The sequence below is a fragment of the Flavobacterium pasteuri genome (genome assembly GCF_048286615.1).
Classification (GTDB): Bacteria; Bacteroidota; Bacteroidia; order Flavobacteriales; family Flavobacteriaceae; genus Flavobacterium.
This window is the reverse complement of record NZ_JBLVPN010000005.1, coordinates 314,681-330,618: the sequence shown is the minus strand read 5'-3', so window position 1 is coordinate 330,618 and position 15,938 is coordinate 314,681. Positions and strand designations below refer to the sequence as shown.

At 33.0% G+C, this 15,938-nt stretch carries 15 protein-coding genes; 5 read left to right on the top strand and 10 right to left on the bottom strand.

What is annotated here, in order from left to right; all coding sequences use genetic code 11:
• Nucleotides 1–1,035 precede the first annotated feature (1,035 nt).
• Complete coding sequence (locus tag ACNQF6_RS10010) at nt 1,036–2,262, bottom strand: ABC transporter permease (protein ID WP_417965484.1); 1,227 nt, start codon at nt 2,260–2,262, stop codon at nt 1,036–1,038.
• A gap of 112 nt (nt 2,263–2,374) precedes the next feature.
• Between ACNQF6_RS10010 and ACNQF6_RS10005 the strand changes: the two genes are divergently transcribed.
• Nucleotides 2,375–3,592: an exo-beta-N-acetylmuramidase NamZ family protein gene (locus tag ACNQF6_RS10005; RefSeq protein ID WP_417965482.1), complete on the top strand. Its 1,218-nt coding sequence runs from the start codon at nt 2,375–2,377 to the stop codon at nt 3,590–3,592.
• Nucleotides 3,593–3,634: 42 nt separating this feature from the next.
• Here ACNQF6_RS10005 and ACNQF6_RS10000 read toward each other — a convergent pair whose 3' ends face one another.
• Nucleotides 3,635–4,129: a YkgJ family cysteine cluster protein gene (locus tag ACNQF6_RS10000; protein WP_282743468.1), complete on the bottom strand. Its 495-nt coding sequence runs from the start codon at nt 4,127–4,129 to the stop codon at nt 3,635–3,637.
• Nucleotides 4,130–4,221: 92 nt separating this feature from the next.
• On the opposite strand from ACNQF6_RS10000, the gene ACNQF6_RS09995 reads away from it, so the two are divergent.
• Both ACNQF6_RS09995 and ACNQF6_RS09990 read left to right on the top strand, forming a co-directional pair.
• Entirely contained in the window at nt 4,222–4,938 is a 717-nt protein-coding gene (locus tag ACNQF6_RS09995) for a class I SAM-dependent methyltransferase (protein WP_417965480.1), read from the top strand.
• Between the two features lie 16 nt (nt 4,939–4,954).
• Entirely contained in the window at nt 4,955–5,497 is a 543-nt protein-coding gene (locus ACNQF6_RS09990) for a YfiT family bacillithiol transferase (protein WP_417965478.1), read from the top strand.
• A gap of 71 nt (nt 5,498–5,568) precedes the next feature.
• Here ACNQF6_RS09990 and ACNQF6_RS09985 read toward each other — a convergent pair whose 3' ends face one another.
• From ACNQF6_RS09985 to ACNQF6_RS09955, 7 genes are all read right to left on the bottom strand, one after another.
• The gene (locus ACNQF6_RS09985) at nt 5,569–6,201 is read right to left on the bottom strand and encodes a 7-carboxy-7-deazaguanine synthase QueE (protein WP_417965476.1); all 633 of its coding nucleotides are present in this window, start codon (nt 6,199–6,201) and stop codon (nt 5,569–5,571) included.
• A 216-nt stretch (nt 6,202–6,417) separates the two neighbouring features.
• On the bottom strand, nt 6,418–8,085 hold the full coding sequence (locus ACNQF6_RS09980) for a tetratricopeptide repeat protein (RefSeq protein WP_417965474.1): 1,668 nt from the start codon (nt 8,083–8,085) through the stop codon (nt 6,418–6,420).
• A gap of 16 nt (nt 8,086–8,101) precedes the next feature.
• Nucleotides 8,102–9,025 carry a PstS family phosphate ABC transporter substrate-binding protein gene (locus ACNQF6_RS09975; RefSeq protein WP_417965472.1) on the bottom strand — a complete coding sequence of 308 codons (924 nt, stop codon included), beginning with the start codon at nt 9,023–9,025 and terminating at the stop codon, nt 8,102–8,104.
• Between the two features lie 233 nt (nt 9,026–9,258).
• Nucleotides 9,259–10,056, bottom strand: a complete 798-nt coding sequence (locus ACNQF6_RS09970) for an energy transducer TonB (RefSeq protein ID WP_315208856.1) — start codon at nt 10,054–10,056, stop codon at nt 9,259–9,261.
• A 39-nt stretch (nt 10,057–10,095) separates the two neighbouring features.
• Nucleotides 10,096–10,641: an ExbD/TolR family protein gene (locus tag ACNQF6_RS09965; protein WP_315208853.1), complete on the bottom strand. Its 546-nt coding sequence runs from the start codon at nt 10,639–10,641 to the stop codon at nt 10,096–10,098.
• A gap of 19 nt (nt 10,642–10,660) precedes the next feature.
• A complete protein-coding gene (locus ACNQF6_RS09960) occupies nt 10,661–11,260 on the bottom strand; it encodes an ExbD/TolR family protein (protein ID WP_417965470.1) in 600 nt (199 codons plus the stop codon).
• A gap of 90 nt (nt 11,261–11,350) precedes the next feature.
• The gene (locus ACNQF6_RS09955) at nt 11,351–12,169 is read right to left on the bottom strand and encodes a MotA/TolQ/ExbB proton channel family protein (RefSeq protein WP_417965468.1); all 819 of its coding nucleotides are present in this window, start codon (nt 12,167–12,169) and stop codon (nt 11,351–11,353) included.
• Nucleotides 12,170–12,543: 374 nt separating this feature from the next.
• On the opposite strand from ACNQF6_RS09955, the gene ACNQF6_RS09950 reads away from it, so the two are divergent.
• A complete protein-coding gene (locus ACNQF6_RS09950; protein ID WP_417965466.1) occupies nt 12,544–14,064 on the top strand; it encodes a helicase HerA-like domain-containing protein in 1,521 nt (506 codons plus the stop codon).
• Between the two features lie 63 nt (nt 14,065–14,127).
• On the top strand, nt 14,128–14,490 hold the full coding sequence (locus ACNQF6_RS09945) for a cupin domain-containing protein (RefSeq protein ID WP_417965464.1): 363 nt from the start codon (nt 14,128–14,130) through the stop codon (nt 14,488–14,490).
• Between the two features lie 60 nt (nt 14,491–14,550).
• Here ACNQF6_RS09945 and ACNQF6_RS09940 read toward each other — a convergent pair whose 3' ends face one another.
• Nucleotides 14,551–15,888 (bottom strand): FAD-dependent oxidoreductase, encoded by a 1,338-nt coding sequence (locus tag ACNQF6_RS09940; protein WP_417965462.1) that lies wholly within the window; start codon nt 15,886–15,888, stop codon nt 14,551–14,553.
• Nucleotides 15,889–15,938: the final 50 nt, after the last annotated feature.

The window sequence follows — 15,938 nt, the reverse complement described above, 5'->3', positions numbered from 1 at the left end:
TCTTTGTTTATTCGACTAAATTCTAGTGGTTTTTTCAAATCTCTCGATTCTATTACTCTTATTCTTTTGTTCCGATTTGCATCGGAACGGCTGTCAATTCAATATGTCTAGGAACGTGTTCTTATCTCTTTTTTTCAACTCCTTTATCACTTGTTATAGTGTTTCTCGAAGCGGGTGCAAAAGTACAACTTTCTTTTTAACTGGCAAGAAAATTTTGAATTTTTTTTGGAAATTTTTATCTCCGTTTAATTCTTATTTTCTCATCAATCTTTCAAGGAACTTTGCGCGTTTTGCGGGGCGCAAAGGTAACATCCGTTTTCTAATCTCACAAGCTTTTTTAATCTTTTTTTGAAAATAAATTTTCTAATTTGATTAACATTACTTGTCAGTATTTAAAAGAACGTCTGCGTTGTTGCGGGTGCAAAACTACACCGTTTATTGAGTTATTCAAGCTTTTTAATCACTTTTTTTTGATGTTTTCTTAACTTAAACTTTAACTCGCTGAAAACATGGTTTTTGAATAACAAAGTTTTTTGAACTCTAATACCCCATAATTAGGAATGAGCGGCTTTTTCTCCTAAAACAGCGGTAGACTTTATACATAAGCAACCTTATCGCAACTTTCTTTACCTATACAACCTTATTGCACTTTACCTTTATTCCCTTTTTTACAGCCACTTTGTCCATCTTACTCCTGAAAAAAGCTCCAGCTCTCTAACTACTAACCAAAAAAATCGGCTGAATCAGTGTAATGAGTATATTCTATAATAATACACCTTTTTTTTAGCCTCTCCTATATATAAGGTAACTAAAAATTATCCTGTTGATCTTAATATGAATTTAACATACAGTCATCAATACGATAAAGCAAACAGGGCTCGCGTTAGGGATAGAAGCAGAAAGCCCGCAGTCTCGTCTTTTCGGACGAGACGAGGACTTGTAGCGGATAGCCCGACTCATTATATAAAGAGAGGCAACTATAAGTAATGAATAGTTGCCTCTCTTTATATAATGGGAAACGCCCAAAATAATATTCTAATCGAAACGTATGGCTTTTACCGGTGAAATTTTAGTTATTATGTAGGAAGGAATTAGTAATACTAAGAAACAAACGGTTACGGTAAGCAGATTCAATAAAAGTATATATCCCCAATTTAGATAAACTGGCGCTTGATTTACGTAATAGTTCTCAGGAGGAAGTTGAATTATCCCGAATTGTTGTTGGATTAATAATAATGAGATACCAATTAGATTTCCCCAGAACAGCCCTCTTATTATAAGGTAGAAGGCATTGTAAAGAAATATTTTTCGGACTGACCAATTATTAGCTCCTAATGCTTTTAAAATCCCTATCATTTGTGTTCGCTCCAAGATAAGTACTAATAGCGCTACTACCATATTGATTGTGGCGACAAGAATCATGACTACTAATATAACGATAATGTTGAAATCGAATAGTTGAAGCCATTCGAATATATAACTGTATTTTTCTATTATAGTTTTGGAATCTAATGTTGATGCTGTTTGCGCATAAACCTGTTCTCCTGTAGATTCTATAGTATTAAAATCATCTACAAAAACTTCGAAAGCTCCGATTTGGTCTGGAGCCCATTTATTGATGCGCTGCATGTGGCGGATGTCTCCTATTAAATAAGTAGCGTCAAATTCTTGAAAGCCCGAATTGAAAATTCCAACAACATCAAAATTCCTTAGGTTATACCCTTTCTCTTTCATGAAGAAAGTATTGAATCCATCACCCACTTTTAAATTCAGTCTGTTTGCAATAAACTGAGAAATCACAACTTCTTCGTTTAAATCCCCTTTGACATTTGGAATTCTACCTTGAACAATGTATTCCTTTATATTATCCCATTTATAATCATTTCCTACTCCTTTGAAAATAATCCCTTCGAAAGCAGTTTCGGTTCTAATAATTCCGGCTTTACTGGCAATAGCCTGAATATGCTTAACTCCTGGAACAGATGTAAACTTTGGATAAAAATCTTGTTTTTTAGAAATGGGTGTGAGCGTAACTTCGGATTGATTGTTGTCGTAATTCGAAATAATGATATGTCCATTAAAGGCTGAAACTTTCTCTCGAATTTTTTGCTGTAGTCCAATTCCAGTTGCTACTGAAACAATCATCATAATCATACCAATGGCAATTGCCGAGATTGCAATTTTTATAATTGGCGTAGATATGCTACTTTTATAATCTTTAGCGGTTATAAGTCGTTTGGCGATGAAATATTCTAAATTCAATTTGATTGCTTTTCTAATTTGGATTTGCTTCGCCAGTTTGCGTTGCTAAAGCCAAAAATACAGCTAAAACACGAATTACACTAATTGGCATTAATTTTATTTGAACCACTATATGATTCCATTTTTAAGAATATCGGTTAGTTTTATATTTTTAACAATCATTTCAACTTCCTGTTCTGCAAGGAAAACAAATGACAGCGAAAATATAAAACCAACTTTAGAAAAAACTAAAAACAACCTAACTATCGAAATAAAGACTGGAGCTGATAATTACAACAATTATTTACCATTATTAAAGGATAAGAAAATTGGTGTTGTCACTAATCAAACCGGAATTCTATCCAATAAAACGCATTTAGTAGATTTTCTATTAGAAAAAAACATTGCTATCCAAAAAATATTTGCACCAGAACATGGTTTTCGTGGAACTGCAGATGCAGGCGAACATGTGGTTGATGGGAAAGATTCTAAAACTGGACTTTCAATTATTTCGCTTTATGGCGATAACAAAAAACCGAAACCAGAACAACTAGCCGGAATTGACATTATGGTTTTTGATTTGCAAGATGTAGGCGCGCGATTTTATACTTATATTTCTTCGTTACATTATATCATGGAAGCCTGTGCCGAAAATAATATCCCGCTTTTAATTCTAGACCGACCAAATCCAAACGTAAGTATTGTAGACGGGCCAATTCTTGAAACTTCATACAACAGTTTTGTGGGAATGCATCCAATCCCTCTGCTTCACGGAATGACAATTGGCGAATATGCGCAAATGATAAACGGTGAAAAATGGTTGAAAAATGAAGTGCAATGCAAATTGACCGTTATTCCTTGTATTAATTACAATAGAAAAATGAATTATAGCTTACCTGTAAAACCTTCACCAAATCTTCCGAACGATCAAGCCGTGAATCTTTATGCGAGTTTGTGTCTTTTTGAAGGTACAAATGTGAGTGTGGGAAGGGGAACTGAAAAACAATTTCAAATATATGGTTCTCCTTATTTACCAAAAAGTGATTTTAGTTTTATTCCTAAACCAAATTTTGGCGCACAAAATCCTGTTTACAAAGGTATCGAATGTTACGGAGAAGATTTATCTACAGCTAAAAAAGTAAATCGATTAGAATTAAAATGGTTGATTAAAGCCTATCAAACTACAACGGACAAATCTAAATTCTTCAATCCTTTTTTTACCAAACTCGCAGGAACTAAAAAATTACAAGAACAAATAAAAGCTGGGACTTCGGAAGATAAAATCAGAGAAAGCTGGAAAAAAGGGCTAATCGATTTTAAAGAAATGAGATTGAAATATTTGATATATTAAAAAGGAATAAAGAAACAAGAAGCAATACTTGCTAATACTTAGTTACAAGGGCAATTTCTTCTTCATTTCCTCTACAATATTAAAAGCTGCCGGACAAATAGCTACGTTTTTCAACGTTAAATCTGTGATTTGCTGGAACTTTTTTCTATCTGTGTGTGGAAATTCTCTACATGCTTTTGGACGAACATCATAAATCATACATGCATTTTCATTATCCAGAAAAGTACACGGCACACTTTGTAACACATAATCTCTGTCTTCGTCAATGCGAAGATATTGCTCGATAAACTGTTGTGGTTTTTGTCTAAGATATTTTGAAACACGCTCAATATCTGCATCCGTAAATAAAGGCCCAGTTGTTTTACAACAATTGGCACATTTTAAACAATCCGTTTTCTTGAATTCAGCATCATGCAAATCTTGCATCACGTAATCCAAATTCTTTGGTGTCTTCTTTTTCAGCTTATCGAAATACTTTTTGTTTTCGATATGCTTATCTTTGGCTTCTTTAGGAAGATTGTTTAAAATAGTGTTCATTCGTAGATTTGTTTTTTCGGTTATTCGATAAAACATTCCGCGAAATTACTTAAAACAAACCAACAAATCACCAAATTAACACATCAACTACAATGAAAGACCTTTTTGGCAAAGCCATACTCGATTTTCAAACTAATAATTTCCCGGAAGATTTAATAACGGAAACCTCCATTTCCGAAGAAGATGAAATGAGTGTTGAATATCTATTTCGTTCCTATGACGAAATGCCAAAATTGGAGCAGAAAGCTTTACAACTTGCGAAGGGAAAAATTTTGGATGTAGGTTGTGGCGCAGGAAGTCATAGTTTGTATTTACAAAACGAAAGAAATCTTGATGTTCACTCGATTGATATTTCTAAAAATGCAATTGAAGCCTGTAAATTACGCGGTTTAAAAAATACTCTAGTCCAAAACATTCTAGAAATGGACTCTGATAATCCTGAAAATAAATTTGACACCATTTTATTATTAATGAATGGTACCGGCATTTTTGGAACACTAAAAGAAACCACTACATTTTTACAGAAACTAAGAAGTTTGCTAAACCCAAACGGACAAATTCTAATTGATTCTTCGGATATAATTTATATGTTTGATAATGACGAAGATGGCGGAAAATGGATTCCAAGTAATGGATATTATGGCGAATTGACTTTTACAATACGTTATAAAAACGAAAAAGAAGACGAATTCCCTTGGCTTTATTTAGATTATAACACTTTGCAAAATGCGGCTTTCGCCAATGGATTACAAAGCGAGTTAATTCTTGAAGGGGAACATTATGATTATTTAGCCAAACTTTCAATTTAAAAGAACACATTTTAACATGGAAAATACAGCATTAGAAAAATTACGTTATCCTATTGGGAAATTTATAGCCCCTGAAAGCTATTCCAGCGAATATCTAACTAATAAAATAGCAGAAATCGCCAGTTTCCCTGAACGATTGAAAAAAGAAGTGATTCATTTAACCGAGGAGCAACTCGAAACACCGTATCGAAAAGATGGCTGGACTATTCGTCAAGTAATTCATCATTGTGCCGATAGTCACTTAAATTGTTTTATTAGAATCAAATGGACACTAACCGAAGATAATCCTACAATAAAATTCTATCATGAAGACCGTTGGGCTGAATTACATGATAATATGACAATGCCCATACAGCCTACACTTTCGTTTCTGGAAGGTTTACACTTTCGTTTGGCATATTTAATGAATAGCCTATCAGAATCTGATTTAGAAAAATCCTTTATTCATCCTGAGCATAACGCAGCATTTCAATTGAAGGAAATAATTGGAACTTATGCCTGGCATGGAAATCACCACTTAGCACATATCACAGCATTAAAAGAACAAAAAGGTTGGTAATTGAACTTTAAAACCATTTTCACCATTTATAAAAAATCCCAAATACAGTTTGCATTTGGGATTTTTAAATTTTAAGGAATATTCAAATATTTATGGGTCTGTAAAGAAACACGCCATTTTGGATTGTTCATCACATAATCTACAATCAGCTGAGTCATTTCTTCTTTTTTACTCCATTCAGGTTGTAGAAACAGAATGGCATTACTATTCACTTTTTCAGCTTGCTCTTCAGCAAAAATAAAATCGTGTTTATTATAAATGATGACTTTCAACTCATGTGCATTATCATAAACCGTTTGTGTAGGTAGTTTATTTTTCTTTGGAGACAGACAAATCCAATCCCAATTTCCAGTAAGCGGATACGCTCCTGAAGTTTCAATATGAACTTTTCTATTATTTTCTTTTAGTTTTTGCGTCAGCAAAGTCATATCCCACATCAAAGGCTCACCACCAGTAACAACAACAGTCTCTGAGTATTTACTTGCATTTGTAACTATTAAATCTACTCCTGTTGGAGGATGTAATTCTGCATTCCAACTTTCCTTAACATCACACCAATGACAACCCACATCACATCCGCCAATTCTAATAAAGTATGCAGCTGTCCCAGTATGAAATCCTTCCCCTTGTATAGTATAGAATTCTTCCATTAACGGAAGCATGGCACCTTTATTAACTTCTAATTGTATTTCTTTTGATAACATTATTTTATTTTAAAGTGCAAAGATAGTTAATTTGAAAATGAGTTAATTTGAAAACAGAAACTAAAACAATAAACTTTAAAAAACAGAAATCTAAGACTCATAATGATTCTAAAAAAACTCAATACAATTGATAAAATTAAAATTTCATAATACTATTAAACAAAAAAAAACCGATAGTTAAAAAACTATCGGTTTATTAAGTAAGAAACAAGTATCTTATTTCAATGTTTTCATTGATTCAGTTGCGTAAGCATTTGCAGGATCAAGAGCTAATGTTTTTCTGAAATAATCCATTGCTTTCGCTTTATCAGTATTAGCATAATTAGCAGCAATATTATTGTATGACTCAATAATTTTAACTTTAACAGCAGGTTTAGCTGTTTCTTCCGCACCTAAAGCTGTAACTTTAGCAACATAATCCTCATAATTCTTAGTCATAACATCATCTTTATCAAGTAATCTATTAGTTCTAGCTCTGTAAAGATATGCTTCATGATATGCAGGAGATGCTACTAACACTCTTTCGAAAGCAGCATCTGCTTTTTGCAAAGCAATAACATCTGGTTTTACATCTTTACCATTATTAGCATAATAATTTGCTAAACCATAATAAACATTATCATCAAGATATGTTTTAGAATCTGCAATATTAGCACCAAATTCAAAAATTGAAGCAGCTTCTTTGTATAGTTTTTGGGTAAATAATTTTTTACCAACTTCACTTAAATCTTGAACTGCCAAAGGCTGAATTTCAACTGCCTTTTTAATATCAACTAATCCAGCATTTAGAGCAATCGGGTCAATTAATTGTCCATCAGCACTAGTTCCTTTTTTAATTTTAGTTAAACCTAAATATAAATAATCTAAAGCAATAGCTTTATTTCCTGGAGCAGTAATAAAGGTTTCCAAAGATTTGATAGCTACATCAACATTTCCATTTTTATAAGCAGCATATCCTAAATAACGATAGATTCTTGGGTTAACTTTATCTAATTCAATCATCTTGTTTGCTTCAACTTCAAGAGCAGCATAATCTTCTACCAGAATAAGGAAGTCAGCACGACGCATTCTTGAGTGAATAGAATAATCTGTCAAAGACATGTATTTATCGTAATATCCTATCGCAGTTTTATAGTTTGCAGCAGCTTGAGACGGTTTGTTACGTGCAATTTTATAATATGTTTCAGCTAGTTCTCTATAAACAGGACCATAATTAGGGTTTATAGCAATAACTTCATTGTAAGCTTTCAAAGCTTCGTCATAAGATTTAGCACCCTTCAACAAAACACCTAATTGCATTTTGGCTCTCAACAATGTGTTATCAGCTTGAAAAGCACTTCTATAAGCTACATAAGCTTCATTTTGTTTACCATCACCATAATAAGCATCTCCTAATGCTAATTGTAATTGAGCATCTTGAGGATTGTTGATTACAGCACGGTTCAAGATAGCAATTGCACTTTTATAATCTGGTTTCGCAACATTCATGTAAGCTCTTGCTATATAAACATACTCTTGTACGTCTTTCTTTTTAATGTCCTTCGTAGCCAAAGCAAATTTAGCTTGTGCTCCAGTCACATCATTTTTATCTAAATCCATTTGACCTAAACCAATATAATTTAATTTAGCCCCTTCAGATGTATTTAATCCATTTTGAAAATAAATTTTAGCAGAATCCTCAACACTTTGAGTAAGATATACATTCCCTAAAGTAAAGAAAGCTGCACCATTACTTGGTTTTGCTTTGATAATCGATTTTAATATCGATTTAGCACTTTCAAATTGCTCTGCATCGACAGCCTTTTTTGCCTGATTAATATCTTGTGCTTGACTCGCAAAAGCGGAAGCCAACAATGCAACACTAAAAAATTTAAATTTATTCATTTTAATTGTAGTTAATTTATTTTTTATCATTTTGGTCTTTACCAATTATTGTAAACTTTCTTGTTGGAATACGAACCGGTAGCAATCCAGATTTTAAAATTATTCTTTGTCCGACATCTCCAGCAACAAATGAGGCAAAGCCCATTCCTAAACCAGAAAAACCTTGACAATTGATTACATACAAATCGCGTGCCAAAGGGTATTTTCCTTCTGCAATATTATTTTGTGATGGAATATAATAGTTATCACTTTTAAGACCTTTAACACCTAAAGTAGTAACATTATCAACATATGTTTGCATTGCGGGTAATGGCTGTGAAAGCCAATTAACACCAACTACTCCAATCATACCATCATTTTCTGAAACATATTTTATAACTTCATTATTAGATTTAAATGAGAAAACACCCTTTTCAGGAATAGCATTTATACCAGCCAAAGAATTCATGTATCGAACTGTACTTGAATTTAGATTATCAAAAACCAATCCTTTGATTGATGCTACAGGCTTACCTTGCATGAAACTAATAACATCTTGTAACGCAACCAGCGTATCTTTATTGTTTTTGTTTGCTATAAAAGCTATAGCATCGGTAGCAAAAACTGTTGTTTTAGGATTAATTTTTCTTTGTTTAAAAATTTTCAATTCTTCAGCTGACAAATTTCTAGATAAAATAGCAATAGCTGCCTTTTCTTTAAATAAAGAGTTCAATGTCTCCGATTCAGATTTAGCGACAAGGGTTACTTTGGCATCGTATTCATTTTGAAATACCGAAACTTGATCTTCAATAATAGGTGCTAAGGTTTCATCTACATAAATGATTGTCGAACCTTTAAGAATAGTCTCCTTAGTATTTTTATCTGAGATTTGATTACATGCTAAAACAAATACTGCTACTAAAAACAAGATAAAAAAGGAAAATTTAGAATGATTTTTCATGTTCTAGTTATTATTATCATTAATAATTCGGAAGAATCTAAAAGAAGCATAAACAATCAGCAAAACACCAAAAGCTATTCTATAAGTAGGCGTCATTGCTAAAGGAAAATTCTTCATAAAGATAATAAATAAACCTAAAACAAGGTAAACTAGAAAAAACAAAATTCCTAAAACAAGAAGAAATCGCTCTTTAAGCGATTTCTTCTTAATATTATTAAGTATGTTATTCAACATTATTCTGCAGATTGAATAGTAATAGGAAGCGAATAAAGTACTCTAACTTTTTTACCATTTTGCTCACCTGGCGTCCATTTAGGACATTTTTTCAAAACACGGATAGCTTCTTTTCCTGTTCCATAACCGATATCTCTAATTACTTTAATATCAGTTAAAGAACCGTCTTTTTCAACTACAAAAGTAACGTAAACTTTACCTTTTAATCCTTCTTCTTCTGGAGTTTGATAGTTATTACCAACAAATTTATAAAATTTATCAATTCCACCTGGGAAATCAGGCTTAACTTCGATACCGGCAGTGTTATAAATTTGGTTATCAACCTCTTCTACAACAGCAGCGGTTCCTGTACCTACTGGCTCGACTGTTAATACAGCATCAGGATCTCCTTTAATAGTTTCAGCACCTAGTTTTTTATCTTTTAATTCGATAGTTTTAGGTGGTTCTTCAGTCACTTCTTCCGCTTTTGCTACCACAGGCTTCACAAATTTTTGTTGATCAACTTTTGGTGGTGGTGGTGGTGGTGGTGGAACATCTTTTTTTACATCTTCTTTTTTAGGAGGTAATTTGATACTAACAATTTTAGTATCTAAAGTATCATCACCATCTGAAGAATCAGGTAATAACCCTAAAATAAGTGGCATACTAACTGCTATAGCAAAAATAATTGCACCAAAGATAAGTGCTCTAACAGTAGTCTTGTTATTTGATTTTCTTAGTTCGTAAGCGCCATAGGCCTTATTACGACCTTCGAAAACAATATCAAGCCATTGGTTTGTGAATATATCTAATTTCATTTTTCTTAATTATTAGGTTATAGAGTAAATATAAAAATCTTATTTACTTTCTAACAATTTTAGTTCTTCTGGAGAAAAATCATTTACAATTGCATTAGAAGGTACTCCTACAATTGCCATCTCATCAAGTATATCTACTAAATTACGGTAATTTGATTTTTTACTTGGTTTGATAATTACAATTAAACCTTTGTCTTTATTCCCAGTGTATTCAACTACTGATTTTTTTCTTTTCAATAATTCCTTACGAATTCCTTCTTTACCATAAGAAATATCTTTAGGACCAGCAATTGGAGTTGCTAATAAACCCATATAGTATACCATCTTATCATTGTCTCCTAATAAAACCGTTAGTGTGCGGTTTTCGTCAACTTTGATTGGCTTATCAGTAGGATCATCTTCTTTATCTGGCAAACCCAAAGGCATCGATTGCGGTTTAGACAACGTAGTCGTAAGCATAAAGAACGTAATCAATAAGAATGCCAAATCCACCATAGCAGTTAAATCTACTTTTGAATTTGATTTTTTACTTCTTACTTTTCCACCTTTTTTGCCTCCACCGTCGCCAGTATTTAATTCAGCCATTTTAGTGTGTTTTTTTTAGTTATTTTTCTGTTGCTCTTAAACCAGTAACTAGATTAAAGCTATTGATTTTTTGATCTTGTAAAACATCCATCACTTGTTTGATAGCAGGATATTCTTCTTTCGCATCACCTTTTATGGCAATTTGCAATTCTTTATCATTTACATCAATATTTGCAATACGAGAATTGTAAATCCATTCTTTCAATTGATTATCTAGTGAATCCTTAGGAACCCCTGATTGTACACCGGGCTTACTTCTGTCAGCAGTTTTCATAGCAATCAATTGTTTAAGTCCTGAAATCGGAACTCCAATACCTTCCATTAAACCAAAAGTTTCAGATTCACTTTCTGTAAATTCAACACCATATTTTTGTCCCATCAACTCAAGGGCTCTTCTCCTAACTTCTCTCCCTTTCAGGTCGTAGAAAACTTTTCCTTTACCAATAGTTATAGTAGCTAAATTATCTTCTGGCAACTTAGATTGAACCGTTGACGCAGGCGTATCTACTGGCAATGCTTCCGGTATCTTAGCTGTTGCTGTCATTACAAAGAACGACAACAAAAGAAAAGCGACATCACACATAGCAGTCATATCGGTAGACCCTGCTTTTTTCTTCATTTTTATAGCCATCAATATTATTTTTTATATTTACAAGAAAACAGCATCTTTCTTTTAAGACCGCTATTTTCCTGTAAATTAAATTATTAATTATTTTTGTGTACTTCTGAAGTGTCTGTAAGTATTCACAATTGTATTACCCGCCTCATCAATAGAGTAAGTCAAAGTATCAATTTTAGAAGTAAAAAAGTTGTAAGCGATAATTGCTAATGCTGAAGTAGAAATTCCTGTCGCTGTATTAATCAATGCTTCAGAAATACCATTTGCAAGCGCAGCTTGATCTGGAGTACCAGCAGCAGATAAAGCACTAAATGCTTTAATCATCCCCGTTACTGTTCCTAATAATCCCGCAAGAGTTCCTAAAGATACCATTGTAGAAAGTACAGTCATGTGCTTTTCTAACATTGGCATTTCTAATGAAGTAACCTCTTCTATTTCTTTGTGGATAGTTTCAGCTGCAGCTTCGCTGTCTAAACCTTCTTTTTTTACTTCTTGGTATTTCAATAAGGCTGATTTTATTGGATTTGCAACAGAACCTTTTTGTTTGTCACATGAAGCAATAGCTCCTTCAATATTACCTGCTTTAATATCTTTTTGCACACTTGTCATGAATTGATCAAGATTTCCTGTACCAGCTGCTTTTGAAATTACAGCATAACGCTCAAATGAGAACACAACAACCATTAATAATAATCCTAACAATACTGGTACAATAGGACCCCCTTTGTAAACCATTGCTAACATATTTCCTGGTAATGGGTGACCTGTATTAACGCCGCCCTCGAAATTAGCGCCATTACCCATTATGAAATTCCAAATTAACCATCCAACAAAAATACATGCCACAATAATGATTCCTGAAATCATTCCTCCTCCGTTTGCCGCTTTTTCTTTTTTAACGTTTGCCATTTTTTTTTAATTTTAATAGTTTTAAATAAATTATCTTAGTTATATTAAACTTGTAGTGGAGCAAATTTATATTTTTAGTTTAAATAAAAAAACTTTTTTTAATTTTATTACAATTAAATTTATTTCAAAAATACATTTGCAATTTAACACTTTGCATTTATATCAAAATACTCAAACAAATCTACTCTTTTACAAAAAATAACGTATTTTTTTATGATATATTAACATAATATTTCAACAACTAACCCCTTCTTATGAAAACTAATATTTTATACTATTAACAACAAAAAAGGAGGAAAACTGCAGTATGCACTAAAATTTTAGGTTTTATAAAAAAAATAATACCTTGCAAATGATTTAAATCTATACTTATTATGAGCAAAAAAGACGATTTCATACAACAAATTACAGACGGATATAGTTCTAAAGGAGAAAGCATTATTCTTGGAGGAGCCATATTGGACGGAGAGGCTTTAGCTGGTGCGCATGTAAAAATACCTTTAAAGACATTAAACCGCCATGGATTAATTGCAGGTGCAACAGGAACAGGAAAAACCAAAACCATACAAGTATTATCAGAACAGTTATCTTCCTTTGGAATACCTGTATTGATGATGGATATAAAAGGCGACTTTAGTGGTATTGCAAAAGAAGGGGAAGAGAAAGCTTTTATTACCGAACGTCATGCTAAAATAAACATCCCTTACAATACGGCAAATTTCCCTGTTGAATTATTGAGTTTATCTGAACAAAATGGCGTACGTCTTCGCGCTACTATCTCTGAGTTTGGACCGGTTTTATTTTCCCGAATTCTAAATTTAAATGACACCCAAGCCGGAGTCATTTCTGTTATTTTCAAATATTGTGATGACAATAAAATGCCTTTATTGGATTTAAAAGACATCAAAAAAGTAATCAATTATATTACCGAAGAAGGAAAAGACGAAATTGAGGAAAACTATGGCAAAATCTCCACTTCAACAACGGGCACCATCCTGAGAAAGATAATAGAATTAGAACAACAAGGTGCCGAACTATTTTTTGGCGAAATGTCTTTTGAAGTTGACGATTTGATGCGCATTGATGAAAACGGAAAAGGATACATCAACATTTTGAGACTAACTGACATTCAAGACAAACCAAAATTATTTTCAACATTCATGCTAAGTTTATTGGCTGAAATCTATCAGCAAATGCCTGAAAAAGGAGATTCGGATCAGCCAGAATTAGTAATTTTTATTGACGAAGCTCATTTAATTTTCAATGAAGCCAGCAAAGCATTATTAGAACAAATAGAGACTATTGTAAAACTTATTCGTTCCAAGGGAATCGGGATTTACTTCATCACTCAAAACCCAATGGACATTCCAAGTGGTGTTTTGGCACAATTGGGTTTAAAAATTCAACATGCTTTAAGGGCTTTTACTGCCAATGATCGAAAAGCCATCAAACAAACCGCTGATAATTATCCAACATCTGAATTTTATAAAACTGATGAGATTTTAACTAGCTTAGGAATTGGAGAAGCATTAGTCACTGCATTAAACGAAAAAGGAATTCCAACACCACTTGCAGCAACAATGATGCGTGCTCCTATGAGCAGAATGGATATTTTAACTGAGAGTGAAATTCAAGAAATCAATAACAGATCTAAACTGGTAAAAAAATACAGTGAACTTATTGACCGTGAAAGCGCTTATGAGATGCTAAATAAAAAAATTACCGTTATTGAAGAAGCAGCTGCAGAACAAGAACAGGAAAAAACATCTGAAAAAGAAGAAAGTAAAGGTCCGAGTACTGGTAGCGTAGTGGGGAAATCTGTTTTAAAAGTATTGACAAGTGCTACTTTTATTAGAGGTGCTTTTGGTGTTTTAACAAAACTGTTTAAAAAATAAAATTCTCCAATACCCTTTTATAATTAAAACTCTAAAAGGGTATTTTAAAAAGTACCATTAAAAATGAAAAAATATTTTATTCAAAAAGCTCCTTTTATAGTTCCAACAACTGACGGTAAACTAATCGAAGAGCATCACGGAATTGCTACCACAAACAATCCCGAAATTTCGATTGCACACATGATTGCACCTCCTAAATGGAGCGAACCTTTTCAAACACCTGAATTTGAAGAATACACTTATGTCATTGCAGGAAAAAAGCAATTCATCATTGAAAATGAAATTGTGATTCTTGAAGCGGGCCATTCTATAAAAATTGAGAAAAATACTCGAGTGCAATATTCCAATCCTTTTGATGAGCCTTGTGAATATATTGCCATTTGCAAACCTGCATTCGATTTTACTAAAGTACATCGTGAGGAATAAATAGTGCGGATGGAAGTAAAAAATCTATCGCAAGTATATAAAGTAAACAACTTGAAAAAATTATTGCAGCAATTCCAAGATTTTATTCTCTACCGTTTCAGTATCCCAAATATTCTCAATGTTTTCCATTTTCAAAACTTCCTCCATAATCGCATTTTGATAATCCCCAATAGCCAAAGCTTCGGCGTAAGGACGATCACTAAAGGTAACTCTACTATAAAGTGGAATCCATTTTTCAGGATATTTATCTGAGAATGATTTTTCGATTTTCTTTTGCAACAAGAATTTCTCATCAGCTGTTTTAGAACTCATTTCCATAAAATTACGATAGGAAAGTTCCGCAATTGCATCAGCGTTGGGTTTACGGGATTTTTGATATTCAGAGAAAATTGTTTTCCAGTCATCTCCATACTCTTCAATCATTTCATAAAGAATTGAAATATCCTCAAAGCCTGCATTCATTCCTTGCCCGTAAAATGGAACAATTGCGTGACAAGCGTCTCCAATTAGTGCAATTTTATCTTCGTAAGTCCAAGGAAAACATTTCATCGTCACCAATGTACTTGTTGGATTTTTAAAGAAATCCTCAGTCAATTTTGGAATTACATCAATAGTATCCGGTAAATTCTTTTCAAAAAAAGCTTCTACCGCTTTTTGATCTTTCAAAGAAGCAAAAGAATTTTCTCCTTCAAAAGGCATAAATAAAGTACAGGTAAAACTTCCATCTAAATTAGGTAATGCAATCAACATATATTCTCCTCGAGGCCAAATATGGAATGAATTCTTGTCTAGTTTATGCGTTGCATCAGAATTTGCAGGAATATTTAATTCCTTATATCCTATAGGTAAAAATTCTTGCGAATAATCAAACATGCTTTGACGCTGCATCCGATGACGGATTCTGGAAAAAGCTCCATCGGCACCAAAAACCATATCATATTTCTTTTCTTCCCAAGCACCTCTTTCGGTTTCACCGATGTGCAAAGTAGCATCATCTAAGGTTACATCCCAGATTTTATGTTCGAAAAAGAATTCAGCTCCTGCGGCTTCCGCCAAATCGATCATTTTCCTGTTCAAAGTTCCTCTGGAAATCGAATAAATAGATTCGCCTTCTTGTCCATAATTTTGAAAATTAAGTTTATCAACAAGATGAATGGCGCGCTTATCCATTGGGATAGCAATTTCTCGCACGGCCTCTCCCACTCCTACGCCATCAAGCGCTTTCCAACCTCGGTTAGACATAGCTAAATTAATAGAACGACCGGAAAACTGAATCTGTCGAATATCAGGGCTTCTATCGAAAACATGAACCGTATGACCAGCTTTGCGAAGGTAAATAGCTAATAAAGATCCAACTAATCCAGAACCTACAACCGCTATTTTTTTTGGGATTTGCATTAATTTATTATAAAAAGTTAAGCAAAATTACTGATTTTATTAGACTAAGA

What these genes read in the sequence shown, in the direction of transcription:
- ACNQF6_RS09955 (WP_417965468.1), bottom strand. Translation starts at nt 12,169, where the DNA reads ATGGCAAACGTTAAAAAAGAAAAAGCGGCAAACGGAGGAGGAATGATT.
- ACNQF6_RS09995 (WP_417965480.1), top strand. Translation starts at nt 4,222, where the DNA reads ATGAAAGACCTTTTTGGCAAAGCCATACTCGATTTTCAAACTAATAAT.
- ACNQF6_RS09950 (WP_417965466.1), top strand. Translation starts at nt 12,544, where the DNA reads ATGAGCAAAAAAGACGATTTCATACAACAAATTACAGACGGATATAGT.
- ACNQF6_RS09975 (WP_417965472.1), bottom strand. Translation starts at nt 9,025, where the DNA reads ATGAAAAATCATTCTAAATTTTCCTTTTTTATCTTGTTTTTAGTAGCA.
- ACNQF6_RS09965 (WP_315208853.1), bottom strand. Translation starts at nt 10,641, where the DNA reads ATGGCTGAATTAAATACTGGCGACGGTGGAGGCAAAAAAGGTGGAAAA.
- ACNQF6_RS09940 (WP_417965462.1), bottom strand. Translation starts at nt 15,888, where the DNA reads ATGCAAATCCCAAAAAAAATAGCGGTTGTAGGTTCTGGATTAGTTGGA.
- ACNQF6_RS10005 (WP_417965482.1), top strand. Translation starts at nt 2,375, where the DNA reads ATGATTCCATTTTTAAGAATATCGGTTAGTTTTATATTTTTAACAATC.
- ACNQF6_RS09970 (WP_315208856.1), bottom strand. Translation starts at nt 10,056, where the DNA reads ATGAAATTAGATATATTCACAAACCAATGGCTTGATATTGTTTTCGAA.
- ACNQF6_RS09960 (WP_417965470.1), bottom strand. Translation starts at nt 11,260, where the DNA reads ATGAAGAAAAAAGCAGGGTCTACCGATATGACTGCTATGTGTGATGTC.
- ACNQF6_RS09990 (WP_417965478.1), top strand. Translation starts at nt 4,955, where the DNA reads ATGGAAAATACAGCATTAGAAAAATTACGTTATCCTATTGGGAAATTT.
- ACNQF6_RS09945 (WP_417965464.1), top strand. Translation starts at nt 14,128, where the DNA reads ATGAAAAAATATTTTATTCAAAAAGCTCCTTTTATAGTTCCAACAACT.
- ACNQF6_RS09985 (WP_417965476.1), bottom strand. Translation starts at nt 6,201, where the DNA reads ATGTTATCAAAAGAAATACAATTAGAAGTTAATAAAGGTGCCATGCTT.
- ACNQF6_RS09980 (WP_417965474.1), bottom strand. Translation starts at nt 8,085, where the DNA reads ATGAATAAATTTAAATTTTTTAGTGTTGCATTGTTGGCTTCCGCTTTT.
- ACNQF6_RS10000 (WP_282743468.1), bottom strand. Translation starts at nt 4,129, where the DNA reads ATGAACACTATTTTAAACAATCTTCCTAAAGAAGCCAAAGATAAGCAT.